This window comes from Plantactinospora sp. CNZ320 (assembly GCF_002846275.1).
The window spans coordinates 6,734,739-6,748,509 of sequence record NZ_PJMP01000001.1; the positions used below are offsets into that span (position 1 = coordinate 6,734,739).

The window sequence follows — 13,771 nt, forward strand, 5'->3', positions numbered from 1 at the left end:
CGTGCGGGTCCTCGGCTTGTGGGGACGGTCGGCTGTCGCGGTGGTACCGGCAGCGATCCCGGCTGCCGTTGCCCGACGGCACGGCTGGCGCCTGCGAGACGTGCCGTCGGGCCTGGTGCGGGTGGTTACGAGGTGACCCGGAAGGTGGCGTCCTGCCGGTCCGACGCGCTGGAGCTGGCACTGAGCGGATCGATACGCAGGACGTATCCGGCGTGTCGGAGATAGCGATCGGGGAAGTTGCGGGAGCGGAACGAGCTCCATGCGCTGTCGGCGAGGCCGGCGGTGCGGTGGAAGGTGGCGTCGGCCCGGAAGCCTGAGCTGCCGTCGTTGGCGGCGAGCTGTGCGACGTACCCGCTGTGCCGCAGGTAGCTGCCGGGGCGGTTCACCGACTCGAAGGAGACCCCGGCCGCGTCGGCCAGGCCGGGAACCATCCGCCACATCTGGTCCTGGTGCGGATCGAACGGGTACGGGTCGATCCGGATGGTGTTGTTGACGTGCCGGACGTAGTAGTCGGGGAAGTTGGAGGACTTCAGCCGGACCCAGTTCGGCAGCCGCCACCTGTTGACCGCGGCGGTGTACTCGGCGTCGGTGATCCCGATGACCGAGCCGTGCTTGGAGTTGATCGGCGGGGTGTAGTCGCGCTGGTTCAGCACCGACCACGAGTTGCCACCGACGTTGCCGGTGGACCAGAGGTACATGTCGTTGTTGATCGGGGAGAACGAGTCACCCCACAACCACCAGGCGCCGCCGTCGTTGCGGGGGACGAGGTGCGCGCCCTCGATGGCGTTGCCCTGACGCAACCCGCTGGTGTAGGTGGTGAAGCTGTTCGGCGCACCGGTGCTGGACCGCGCTCCGTACAGGTTGCCGTCGGAGAGGTTCTTGTAGAACAGGTAGGTGACGCCGCCGCTGACCCGGATGTCGGCGTCGAGCACCGGGAAGCCCGGGCTGAAGAAGGTCTGCGGGGCACTGATGGTGCGGAAGTCGGAGGTGTAGTTCACCAGGAACAGATCCGTGGTGGTGTTTGCCGAGTACACGATGGCGTACTGGCCGCGTCCGGCGTCCCAGAAGACCGTCGGCGCCCAGGTGTGCACGTTGCTGTAGGTGTGCATCTGGATCCGCCGGTAGCCGGTGAAGCTCGACAGGTCCGTCGAGTCCCACGCGTGCAGGTACTGGCTGTTGCGGCCGAAGTTGGTGCCGCGCAGGTCGGTGGCGACCACGACGAACGTGCCGTCCTGCTTGCGGTGGATGTACGGGTCGCGCAGACCCAGGTCACCCGCGGTCGGGGTGACGACCGGGTTGTTCTGGTTGAGCGGGCTCCAGTTCAGACCGTCCCGGCTGACCGCGAGGTGCAGGCCGTAGCTGGAGGCCGACTGGTTCGGTGTCTCGGTGAAGTAGGTCATCAGGTAGGCGGTGTTCGGCGCGGCGAGGGCGGCTCGTGGGCTGGCGGCCAGCCCGGTTGCGGTGAGTGCGGTGGAGGCGAGGGCGCCCAGGGCGAACTGTCGTCGGGTTATCGCCACGATGGTGACCTTTCTGACCGCCGGACTGTGCGGTCTACGTGGGCGACAGCGGTGGGAAGCCTTCCTCGTGCGTTGTCGTGTCGGCGGCGACGGCGCTGCGTCCGGAGCGGGTCAGGAAATTCGCGGGGCGGCCGGAGCACTCCACGTGCCACGGCCGGGCCGCCGCGTCGACCGCTCGGACCGGAGCCGTCACCACTGGTCAGGACGGGCAGAGTTCAGCGATGCCATCCCTGGATATCGATGTGAGCGGTAACATACTCCGCTATCAACACCCTCGCAAGCCAGTCCTGACCGGGATGGCACACGTACGAAATCCGGACGAAACGATCGAAGCACCAAGGATCGGCGAGGTCGCGCCGGGTGGCCGCGACGAAATTCTGCGATCGGACGTGGTGATTTCGGGGCCTGCTGACCGACCGGTCGGTCGGCCGTATCGATTTTGCAGGTCGGTTACAACTTGACGCCCGCCATGTTATCGCTCACAGTCGATGGGCGAGGGCGGACACGAAGGCGGCTCACCGGGCGAGCCCCCCGCCGCCCCTCGGCTCGGAGCGTGCGCCAGGGCATGCGTACCCCGGGCGGACGGTCATCTCAGGTAGTGCGGGCGACTCAGCTCTGGCGTCCCGGCATGTCCGGATATTGAGCGGTTTCCCCGGACCAGCACTAGTTGTGAGGAGCAGACAATGGGAACCTCTGGTGGGTCGTCGTCGCCGGTACGGCGTAGACGGTTGTCTCGGATGCTGGCTGCGATGGCGGCAGCCGTCCTGGTGGCCGCCGGGCTCGCCGCGGTGCACGCGGGGCCCGCGTCGGCGGCGACGGTCGACACCAACGCCTGGTACGTGCTGGTCAACCGCAACAGCGGCAAGGCCCTGGACGTATACAACCTCGCCACCAACGACGGCGCCCGGATCACCCAATGGACCCGGAACAACGGCAACCAACAGCAATGGCAGTTCGTCGACTCCGGCGGCGGCTACTACCGGATCAAGTCACGACTCTCCGGCAAGGTCCTCGACGTCTACAACTTCTCCACCGCCAACGGCGCCAACATCGTGCAGTGGACCGACGGCAACGGCACCAACCAGCAGTTCCGGCTCGCCGACTCCGACAGCGGCTACGTCCGACTCGTCAACCGGAACAGCAACAAGGTGGTGGAGGTCCAGAACGCCTCGACCGCCGACGGCGGCAACATCGTCCAGTACGACGACTGGAACGGCGCCAACCAGCAGTGGCAACTCGTCCGCGTCGACGGCGGCGGCAACCCCACCACACCTCCGCCGGCCAGCGGCAACTTCACCAACCCGGTGGTGTGGCAGGACTTCGCCGATGTCGAGGTCATCCGGGTGAACGACGCCTACTACATGACCGCCTCGACCATGCACTACTCCCCGGGCGCCCCCGTGCTGCGCTCCTACGACCTGGTGAACTGGGAGTTCATCGGGCACTCGGTGCCGAGCCTGGCCGACTTCGAGAACGGCGCCTACAGCATGAGCGGCGGACGGGCGTACGTGAAGGGGATCTGGGCGTCCACCCTCGGGCACCGGCGCAGCAACAACACCTTCTACTGGATCGGCTGCACCGAGTTCAACCGCACCTACGTCTACACCGCCGCCGCCGCGGAGGGGCCCTGGACCAAGCGGTCCCGGATCAACAACTGCTACTACGACGCCGGCCTGCTCGTCGACGACAACGACACCATGTACGTCGCGTACGGCAACGGCACCATCAGCGTCGCGCAGCTCTCCGCCGACGGCATGTCCCAGGTGCGCGCGCAGCAGGTGTTCCAGACCCCGTCCAGCGTCGGCACCCTGGAAGGCGCCCGCTTCTACAAGCGCAACGGCAGCTACTACATCTGGCTCACCCGCCCGGCCAACGGCCAGTACGTGCTCAAGGCGAACAACCCGTGGGGCCCGTACGAGATGCGCCAGGTGCTGCTCAACATGCCCGGCCCGATCTCCGGCGGCGGCGTACCGCACCAGGGCGGTCTGGTGCAGACCCAGAACGGCGCCTGGTACTACATGAGCTTCGTCGACGCCTACCCCGGCGGCCGGGTCCCCGCGCTCGCCCCGATCACCTGGAGCGGCGACGGCTGGCCGAGCATCCAGACCGTCAACGGCGGCTGGGGTGTCAACTATCCCAACCCGCTGCCCACCCGGCCGGTGAAGCCGCTCACCGGGTCCGACACGTTCGCCGGCAGCACACTCGGCCCGCAGTACGAGTGGAACCACGTCCCCGACAACAGCCGTTGGTCGGTGAACGACGGGCTGCGGCTGCAGACCGCCACGGTCACCAACGACCTCTACAGCGCCCGCAACACCCTGACGCACCGCATCCAGGGACCGTCCTCGACCGGCACCATCGAACTGGACTACTCGACGATGCGGGACGGGGACCGGGCCGGCCTGGCCATGCTCCGGGATCAGTCGGCCTGGATCGGCATCAAGCGGGACAACGGTGCCACCCGGGTCGTGATGACCGACGGGCTCACCATGAACAGCAGTTGGGCCACCACCGGCACCGGCACCGAACGCGCCTCGGCCGCGGTTTCCGGCGACCGGATCTGGCTGCGGGTCAACGCCGACATCCGACCGGGCAGCGGCCGGCAGGCCCGCTTCTCGTACAGCACCGACGGCAGCACGTTCACCAGCCTCGGGCCGGCGTTCACCCTCAACAACGCCTGGCAGTTCTTCATGGGCTACCGCTTCGGCATCTTCAACCACGCCACCCAGGCGCTCGGCGGTGCCGTCACCGTACGCCGATTCGACATCACCACCCCCTGACGGTCCGCGCGGGAATCCGGGCAGCGACACCGCCACCGTAGGAACCCACCGAGAAGGCAGAAATGGCCAGGACAAGAAGACTGAAACTGACGGCAGCCGTTGCCGTCGCCGGGGCGTTCGTGGCCGGCATGACCGTGGCACTCGCCTCGACCGCCAGCGCCGGCACCACACTGGGCGCCTCGGCGGCGGAGAAGGGCCGCTACTTCGGCACCGCCACCGACCCGCACATGTTCAGCAACTCCAGCTACATGACGGTGCTCAACCGAGAGTTCAACCAGCTCACCAACGAGAACGGCATGAAGTGGGACGCCACCGAGCCGCAGCGCAACCAGTTCAACTGGACCCGCGGCGACCAGCTCGTCGCGCACGCACAGTCCCGGGGCATGCTGGTGCGCGGGCACGCGCTGCTCTGGCACCAGCAGCAACCCGGCTGGGCGCAGAGCCTCTCCGGCAGTGACCTGCGCAGCGCCGCGATCAACCACGTCACCCAGGTCGCCTCGCACTGGCGCGGCAAGATCTACGCCTGGGACGTGGTGAACGAGGCGTTCGCCGACGGCGGCAGCGGCGGCCGGCGCGACTCGAACCTGCAACGCACCGGCAACGACTGGATCGAGGCCGCGTTCCGGGCCGCCGACGCCGCCGACCCGAACGCCAAGCTCTGCTACAACGACTACAACACCGACGGGATCAACGCGAAGTCGACGGGCATCTACAACATGGTGCGCGACTTCAGGTCCCGGGGCGTACCGATCGACTGCGTCGGGTTCCAGTCGCACCTGGGTACCACGATCCCCAGCGACTACCAGGCCAACCTGCAACGCTTCGCCGATCTCGGCGTGGACGTGCAGATCACCGAGCTGGACGTCCAGCAGGGCTCCAACCAGGCAAACATCTTCCGTACGGTGACCCGTGCCTGCATGGCGATCTCGCGCTGCACCGGCATCACGGTCTGGGGCGTCCGGGACTGCGAATCGTGGCGTACCGGCGCGAACCCGCTGCTCTTCGACTGCAACGGCAACAAGAAGCCGGCGTACGACGCGGTGCTCGCCGAGCTGAACGCCGGCACCGGCACCCCGCCGACCGGCACCCCGACGACTCCGCCGGGTAACCCGACCACACCGCCGGCCGGTGGTGCGGGCTGCACCGCGTCGCTCTCGCTGAACCAGTGGACCGGCGGGTTCGTCGCCAACGTGCGGGTCACCGCCGGATCGGGCGGTACCCGGGGCTGGACCGTTTCGGTGACCCTGCCGGGCGGGGCCGGTGTCACCAACTCCTGGAGCGCCACCGCCAGCGGCAGTACCGGCACGGTGCGGTTCAGCAACGTCAGTTACAACGGTCAGCTCGCGGCCGGTCAGACGACCGAGTTCGGCTTCCAGGCCAATGGAAGCGGATCCGGGATGACCCCCACCTGCACCGCCAGCTGATCCATGCACCGGCCCGACCCGGGCTTCGCCGATCCGGGTCGGGCCGGCCCACGTCCGCCCCGGCCCGGTGGCACCCACCGGCCGGGGCGGACGCCGGCTTAGTATCTCCGCAGTCGAACCGAGGGATCACTCGCAGGTTTCAGCGGATCGTCGTCCCGCCGCCGGAGGCTGGCTGGACCCGCTCGATCCGTATCCGGTTCAACCATCCCGGAAAGTCACTGAGCGAGTACAGCTCGCCGTGCACGTCGACGTCGATCGCCGTCGGCTGGATCGGGAAGTTGCCGATGATGGCGGACTCGTAGCCGCCCGTGGACTTGGGACGTACGGCGAACGCGAGGGTCGAGCAGTAGTCACTCGCGATGTAGGTGCCCCACGCCTCCGGGGTGGCGGACCCTCGGTACACCACGCCGCCGGTCACCGAGCAGCTCTCCGTCATGAAGTGTTCGTACTCGAAGACCGGGTCGGTGTAGCGCACACCGGGCCGGCACTGCTCCGGGTCGAAGATCGGGGTGCCTTCCCGGCAGGACCAGCCGAGGTTCGCTCCACGCTGCCACGGGCGGATGTGGTTGATCTCCTCGACCAGGCCCTGGCCGACGTCACCGATCCAGAGCGAGCCGTCGACCGGGTCGACGGAGAACCGCCACGGGTTGCGCAACCCGTAGACCCAGATCTCCGGCCGCGCGCCACGGGTGCGGACGAACGGGTTGTCGGAGGGTACGCAGTAGGGCTTCGCCCCGCAGCTGCGGTTGACGTCGATCCGCACGATCTTGCCGAGCAGGGTGCCGAGGTCCTGACCGGACTTGAACGGGTCATTCGCGTGGCCGCCGTCGCCGAGGGACCAGTAGAGGTAGCCGTCCCGGCCGAACGCCACCTGTCCGCCGTTGTGGTTGCCGTACTCGGCGTGCTCCTGGGTGAGCAGTACCTGCACCCGGTCAGGAGCGTTGAGAGGCACTCGCGCCAGGGTCAGTGCGCCGGCCGGCAGGCTCGTGTAGGCCACGTAGAGGATTCCGGTCCGCGCGAAGTTGGGTGCCGGCGTGATCCCGAGGAGGCCGCGCTCGTTGTCCGAGGTGTCGATCCGGGCGGTCAGGTCGAGCACCGGGTCGGCCGCCAGGCCGGTGTCGGGGTGGTAGGCGCGGACGGTGCCGTTCTTCTCCGCGATCAGCATCCGGCCGTCCGGCAGCCCGGTGAGCGCGATGGGACGCTGTAGGCCGGAGGCCACCTGTTCGGACACCACAGTCAACTCGGTGAGTGGCACCGCGCGGGTGTGAGATGTGCCGGCCTCGGCGGTGCCGGCCACCGACGCTGGTGGCAACAGCAGGGCAGCGAGGGTCAGGACGAGCAGCCCGGCCAGCAGGGAGGCGGGGCGACAACGCCGTCGCGACATGTTTCAGCTCCTTGAGCAGGTGGAGTGGTGAAGGCGAGCTGGGATTGCCTCACCGTACATCTACTCATGTCAATATCCAACTCGGCGGCGGAGCTGATGGTCATCGTCCGGATGACCGCGTCCGGGTGGGGGCCACCTCCGTCGGCTCGCTCCCGGTCGGCCCGGAACTTCGATGTGGACCTTTGCGGGTGCCGGTAGATAACCGAAACTTTCGGTTTGAGAAACCATGGACAGTCTGCAAGCCTATAGTTGTCGATCGATGTGCGCGCTAACACGATTTTGAGGGCTCTCTGGAGTTTGTCCGGACCCAGCCACCCCAGCCACCCCGGACCCCGCGAACCCGGGCCGATACACCCGGACAGCCCTCCCGAGCAGCGCCCGGACCAACATCTCCCGAAACGACCCGGACAGCGCCGAAGACGTCCCGATCTCACAAAACTGGAGAATTAGATGATCTCCCGGATCCGTCCCTCCGGGCGTCGATTCCGAACACTTGCAGTTTCCGGAGTCGCCGCGATAGTTGCAATCCTGACCGTATCCTTGCTGCCCCATCTCGCCCACGCCGCCGAGTCGACGCTCGGTGCGGCTGCGGCCCAGTCCAGCAGTGGCAGTTTGTCGACTCCGGTGGCGGCTACTACCGGGTACGGGCGCGGCACTCGGGCAAGGTGCTCGACGTGTCCAACAACTCGACCGCGGACGGTGCCGCGATCGTGCAGTACGGCGACCACGGCGGGACGAACCAGCAGTTCCGGCTGGTCGACGCCAGCGGCTACGTCCGGCTGATCGGGCGGGCCAGTGGTAAGGCGGTGGAGGTCCAGAACGCGTCCACCGCTGACGGCGGTCGCGTCGTTCAGTACACCGACCACGGCGGGACGAACCAGCAGTGGCAGCTGGTCCGGGTCGGTGCGCCACCCACCACCACCCCGCCGGGGCCGACCCCGACGGCCAGTACGACGCCGACACCGGGCACCAACTGCCAGCTTCCGTCGACGTACCGTTGGTCGTCGACCGGCGCGCTGGCGCAGCCGAGGTCGGGGTGGGTGTCGCTGAAGGATTTCACCTACGCCCCGTACAACGGTCAGCACCTGGTCTACGCCACGACGCACGACACCGGAACGACGTGGGGCTCGATGAACTTCGGCCTCTTCTCGGACTGGTCCCAGATGGGCTCGGCCAGCCAGAACGCGATGTCGTCGAGTACCGTCGCACCGTCGCTGTTCTACTTCGCGCCGCGCAACATCTGGGTGCTCGCCTACCAGTGGGGTGGGACCGCATTCTCCTACCGGACGTCGAGCAACCCCACGAACGCGAACGGATGGTCGGCGCAGCAGACCCTCTCCACTGCGAGTATCTCCGACTCCGGCACCGGTCCGATCGACCAGGCGCTGATCGGCGACGACCAGAACATGTACCTGTTCTTCGCCGGAGACAACGGCCGGATCTACCGGCAGAGCATGCCGATCGGGAACTTCCCCGGCAGCTTCGGCTCGAACTACACGACGATCATGACCGACTCGACCAACAACCTGTTCGAGGGCGTCCAGGTCTACAAACTCCAGGGCGAGAACCGGTACCTCATGCTCGTCGAGGCGATCGGCGCGAACGGACGCTACTTCCGCTCGTTCACCGCCACCAGCCTGGGCGGCACCTGGACGCCACAGGCGGCGACCGAGAGCAACCCGTTCGCCGGCAAGGCGAACAGCGGCGCCACCTGGACCAACGACATCAGCCACGGCGAACTGATCCGCAGCAACGCCGACCAGACCATGACCGTGAACGCCTGCAACCTGCAACTGCTCTACCAGGGGCGTTCCCCCAACTCCGGCGGCGACTACGGCCTACTGCCGTACCGACCGGGGCTGCTGACACTCCAGCGCTGATGGTGTGACGGGGTCCGGTTCGGATGGACCCGAACGGGCGGGCTCGGCGTATGCCGGGCCCGCCCGTTCCGCGTCGACCCAGCCTGCCCGTTCTGCGAGAAGACCGCCCCGCCCGTTCTGCGAGAAGACCGCTTCAGTTGGCGTTCAGTCGCCCTCCAGTGGTCTGGGCCAGACTACGCCGGCAGTTTGATCTATGTCGATGTAGGCCGAACGAGGGAGGCCCTGATGCGAAGACGGCTTGTGAATGGCCTGCTGGCCGGATGCCTCGCCATCTCGATGGTGGTGGGCGGGTCGGCCAAACCGGCCAGGGCGGTGGACGCGTCGTTCTGGATCAACGTCGCCGTCGCGGTGGCGGGCAGCCTGTTCGGTGGCGGTGGCGGCGGAGTGACCCCGGCCCAGCTGGAACGGGCGAAGCAGGAGATCCTGGGCGCGATCAACCGGTCGCAGCAGGAGATCCTCGCCCACATCGACGGGATCGCCGCCGCCGACGTACGGGCGTGCGCGCGATCCAACACCCTCCTGATGCCGAACATCGACCAGATGGACATCTTCACGCTGTCGGTGTTCCTGGACAGCTCGCTGAACTGCGCGACCCTGTCGTCTGCGTACTTCGACGCGGTGCAGGACCTCGGCGCGGCGGACCACATCGCCCGGGTGATGGGCGAGATCTACTCGATCGCGATGGTCACGTTCGCGAAGTTCGGCTTCGACAGTACGGCTCTGCTGGATGACCTGATCGCCAGCTACGAGGCCGTACTGAACAAGATCAAGGCGTCCTGCTCGCACTCCTACGGCACCATCTGGGACCCCGAGTTCGCCTGGGTCACCGAACACACCTACGCCTGCAGTGCGCACACCGGCGACGTCGAGTCGTGGACGGAACTCCAGGCCGGCTCGCAGCTCATCAACCCCATCGACTACGCATTCGTGGAGACGAACGTGACGCGCAACACCGTACGGCCCTCGATTCTGCGGGAACTGCCGCGGTTGAAGCAGATCCGGGCCGGCGCATGAGGCGCCGGATCGTCGCGGCCGTGTTGGGAACGGTCCTGTTGCTGACCGGTACGGCACGACCGGCCGCCGCCGCCGACTTCAACCGGTACCTCGACATGATCCGGGTGACGGCGGTCTTCCTGGACTCGGCCGCCGACGGGCTCACCCCCGACGAACTCATCCGGTTCACCCAGGACATCAAGGGTGCCCTGGCAGGTGTCGAAACCGATCTGCTGACCCAGCTCAACAACCTGCAGATCGCCGACATCAGAAGCCAGGTGCGGTACGCGGTGAACGGCACCCAGATGATGGACCTGCCGCCGCTGCTCCCGCTGTACGTGAACACGGTCTATCAGGGGACCAACAACGCGCGCGAGAAACTCACCACGTTCAGCGGCGACCCGGAGCGGGACATCGTCGGCAAGGCTCTGATCGCCCAGTGGGAGGTGCTGCTCATCGCCCAGGCGAGAGTCCCCAGCATGAGAGTCATGTACGCCGAGTACCAGGAGGCGCTCGAGCACATCATCCGCAACGTCAAGCCGACCTGTAGCGAATCCATCTACAACCCGACCGGCACCTACACCTACACCTGCACCTTCAACGGCCGAACCGTGACGGGACAGCAGCGAACGATCGGCGACCGGGCCGAACACCACTACGGTGACTACAACTGGCAGTCCGGCGAGTTGAGCCGCCCCACCGTCGTCGACCAGACGATGGCGGAGACGGCGCAGGATCTGGCGGAACGCGCGCTCGCCGACCTGCTCCGGCCGCGCACCTGACAGTCGTCGCCCCGGGTGCCCCGCCGCCTGGCGGGGCACCCTCGCACGTTTCCGCCCGCAAGTCCGAGTTCCCACCCGCGGACTGAGCGGTGCCGGCGTGCGGGGCGGGACCGGCGTCGTGTGACGCGCGACTCTCCGAGCCGACCCGAGGTCGAGAGGGCCGGAGCGGAGACTTGATTGATTCCAGAAAAACGGCGAGACTTCACGGCGTGCCGACGACGTCCGACTACGAGAGCATGCTGCGGGGGAACGCTCTGCGCGTGACGCGGCCCAGGGTCGCCGTGCTCTCGGCGGTACACGCGCGTCCGCACGCCGACACCGACTCGATCATCGGTGCGGTCCGCGAAGATCTTGGTGACGTCTCCCGCCAGGCCGTCTACGACATCCTGCACGCGCTCACCGCCGCCGGTCTGCTGCGGCGGTTCGAGCCGACGGGCTCGGTGGCACGCTACGAGGCGCGTACCGGGGACAACCACCACCATCTCGTCTGTCAATCCTGCGGAGCCATCGTCGATGTCGACGGCGCCGCCGGCGACACCGCCTGCCTGACGCCCACCGGTTCGGGTTACCGGATCGACCGGGCCGAGGTCGTTTACTGGGGCAGGTGCCCCAGATGTGTAGCGGCGAGCTCCGCCGCGCCGGACGACTGATCGCGGACAGGTCATCGGCTCGCACATAACGGGACAAACTTGGACCCAAGCAACCAACAGCACGAGCGAACAGTTAGCAGACCGAGACAGGAAGGACAGACGTGTCTGATAAGAAGGACATGACCGAGAGCGTCAGCGAAAGCGAAAATCCCGCGATCCCGGCGCCCACCGTCAAGCCCACCCGCCCCCGGAACAACCGGGACTGGTGGCCGAACCAGCTGGACCTCTCGGTTCTGCACCAGCACTCGACCCGGTCCAACCCGATGGGCGAGGACTTCGACTACGCCGAAGAGTTCAAGAAGCTCGACGTCGAGGCGCTCCGGCGGGACCTCTTCGAGCTGATGACCACGTCGCAGGACTGGTGGCCGGCCGACTACGGCCACTACGGGCCGCTCTTCATCCGGATGAGCTGGCACGCCGCGGGGACGTACCGGATCACCGACGGTCGGGGCGGCGGCGGCAGCGGTTCGCAGCGCTTCGCGCCGCTGAACAGCTGGCCGGACAACGCGAGCCTGGACAAGGCGCGCCGGCTGCTCTGGCCGATCAAGCAGAAGTACGGCCGCAAGATCTCCTGGGCGGACCTGCTGGTCTTCGCCGGCAACTGCGCGTACGAGTCGATGGGCTTCAAGACCTTCGGATTCGGGTTCGGGCGCGAGGACATCTGGGAGCCCGAGGAGATCTTCTGGGGGCCGGAGGACACCTGGCTCGGTGACGAGCGCTACAGCGGCGACCGGGAGTTGGCGGAGCCGCTCGGCGCCGTGCAGATGGGCCTGATCTACGTGAACCCGGAGGGACCTGCTGGCCACCCGGACGCGCTGGCCTCGGCCCGGGACATCCGTTCCACCTTCGCCCGGATGGCGATGAACGACGAGGAGACGGTGGCGCTGATCGTCGGCGGCCACACCGTCGGCAAGGCGCACGGCGCCGTCGACCCGCAGTACCTCGGCCCGGAGCCGGAGGGTGCCCCGATCGAGCAGCAGGGTCTTGGCTGGAAGAACTCGTACGGCACCGGCAAGGGCGCCGACACGCTCACCAGTGGGCTGGAGGGCGCCTGGACCAACGAGCCGACCAGGTGGGACAACGGCTTCCTGGACAACCTCTTCAAGTACGACTGGGAGCTGACGGCCAGCCCCGCCGGCGCCAAGCAGTGGCGGCCGAAGGACCGCTCGGCCGACGACACCGTGCCGGACGCGCACGACCCGACGAAGCGGCACGCCCCGATGATGCTCACCTCGGACCTGGCGCTGAAGATCGACCCGATCTACGAGCCGATCGCGCGGCGCTTCTGGCAGAACCCGGACCAGCTCGAAGAGGCGTTCGCCAAGGCGTGGTTCAAGCTGCTGCACCGGGACATGGGACCGGTCTCCCGCTACCTCGGCCCGTGGGTCCCGGAGCCCCAGCTGTGGCAGGACCCGGTTCCGGCGGTGGACCACGAGCTGGTCAGCGAGGAGGACATCGCCACCCTCAAGGACCGGGTCCTCGAGTCGGGGCTCTCCGTCTCCCAGCTGGTCGGCGCGGCCTGGGCCTCGGCGGCCAGCTTCCGCGGCACCGACATGCGGGGCGGCGCCAACGGCGCGCGGGTGCGGCTCGCCCCGCAGAAGGACTGGGAGGTCAACAACCCGGCCGAGCTGGCCACCGTGCTGGCGACGCTGGAGCGGATCCAGCAGGACTTCAACGCGGCGCAGAGCGGCGGCAAGAAGGTGTCGCTCGCCGACCTGATCGTCCTGGCGGGTTGCGCGGCCGTCGAGCAGGCGGCCCGGAACGCCGGGCACGACATCACCGTCCCGTTCGCGCCGGGTCGTACCGACGCGTCGCAGGAGCAGACCGACGTGGAGACCTTCGCCGTCCTCGAACCGAGGGCCGACGGGTTCCGCAACTACCTGCGTGCCGGGGAGAAGCTCTCGCCGGAGACCCTGCTGCTGGACCGGGCGTACATGCTGAACCTGAGCGCCCCCGAGCTGACGGTGCTGATCGGCGGCATGCGGGCGCTGAACGCCAACTCCGGGCAGGCTCCGCACGGGGTCTTCACCGACCGGCCGGGCGCGTTGACGAACGACTTCTTCGTGAACCTGCTCGACGTACGCACCGAGTGGCAGGTCGCCGAGTCGGCCGAGAACGTGTACGAGGGCCGGGACCGCTCCACGGGCGAACTGCGGTGGACCGCCACCGCCGTCGACCTCGTGCTCGGATCGCACTCCCAGCTCCGGGCCAACGCGGAGGTCTACGCCGCGTCGGACGCGAGCGAGAAGTTCGTGCGTGACTTCGTGGCCGCGTGGAACAAGGTGATGAACCTGGACCGGTTCGACCTGGTCTGATCGAGTTCCCGATGTCCGGGCCGGCCGTCCTTGCGGCCGGCCCGGA

The 13,771-nt window shown here is 67.8% G+C and carries 8 protein-coding genes and 1 pseudogene; 7 read left to right on the forward strand and 2 right to left on the reverse strand.

Annotated elements, in window-relative coordinates:
* Positions 1–125: 125 nt before the first annotated feature.
* Positions 126–1,517: a glycoside hydrolase family 43 protein gene (locus tag CLT71_RS30170; RefSeq protein ID WP_101370075.1), complete on the reverse strand. Its 1,392-nt coding sequence runs from the start codon at positions 1,515–1,517 to the stop codon at positions 126–128.
* 749 nt (positions 1,518–2,266) lie between these two features.
* Between CLT71_RS30170 and CLT71_RS30175 the strand changes: the two genes are divergently transcribed.
* Together CLT71_RS30175 and CLT71_RS30180 are read left to right on the forward strand one after the other, a co-directional pair.
* Positions 2,267–4,297 carry a family 43 glycosylhydrolase gene (locus CLT71_RS30175; protein WP_486483540.1) on the forward strand — a complete coding sequence of 677 codons (2,031 nt, stop codon included), beginning with the start codon at positions 2,267–2,269 and terminating at the stop codon, positions 4,295–4,297.
* A gap of 62 nt (positions 4,298–4,359) precedes the next feature.
* Positions 4,360–5,721 carry a glycoside hydrolase family 10 protein gene (locus tag CLT71_RS30180; RefSeq protein WP_486483541.1) on the forward strand — a complete coding sequence of 454 codons (1,362 nt, stop codon included), beginning with the start codon at positions 4,360–4,362 and terminating at the stop codon, positions 5,719–5,721.
* A gap of 139 nt (positions 5,722–5,860) precedes the next feature.
* Here the strand turns inward: CLT71_RS30180 and CLT71_RS30185 are convergent, their stop codons facing one another.
* Entirely contained in the window at positions 5,861–7,105 is a 1,245-nt protein-coding gene (locus tag CLT71_RS30185) for a PQQ-dependent sugar dehydrogenase (RefSeq protein ID WP_101370077.1), read from the reverse strand.
* A 590-nt stretch (positions 7,106–7,695) separates the two neighbouring features.
* Between CLT71_RS30185 and CLT71_RS30190 the strand changes: the two are divergent.
* The 5 genes and pseudogenes from CLT71_RS30190 to katG form a co-directional block, all read left to right on the forward strand.
* Positions 7,696–8,985, forward strand: a pseudogene (locus tag CLT71_RS30190) (non-reducing end alpha-L-arabinofuranosidase family hydrolase); the annotation flags it as partial.
* A 225-nt stretch (positions 8,986–9,210) separates the two neighbouring features.
* Entirely contained in the window at positions 9,211–9,999 is a 789-nt protein-coding gene (locus tag CLT71_RS30195) for a hypothetical protein (RefSeq protein ID WP_143743670.1), read from the forward strand.
* 20 nt (positions 10,000–10,019) lie between these two features.
* Entirely contained in the window at positions 10,020–10,760 is a 741-nt protein-coding gene (locus CLT71_RS30200; protein WP_143743671.1) for a hypothetical protein, read from the forward strand.
* Positions 10,761–10,969: 209 nt separating this feature from the next.
* Positions 10,970–11,410 carry a Fur family transcriptional regulator gene (locus CLT71_RS30205; RefSeq protein ID WP_101370081.1) on the forward strand — a complete coding sequence of 147 codons (441 nt, stop codon included), beginning with the start codon at positions 10,970–10,972 and terminating at the stop codon, positions 11,408–11,410.
* Positions 11,411–11,529: 119 nt separating this feature from the next.
* A complete protein-coding gene (katG, locus tag CLT71_RS30210) occupies positions 11,530–13,725 on the forward strand; it encodes a catalase/peroxidase HPI (RefSeq protein ID WP_101370082.1) in 2,196 nt (731 codons plus the stop codon).
* The last annotated feature ends 46 nt before the right edge of the window (positions 13,726–13,771 follow it).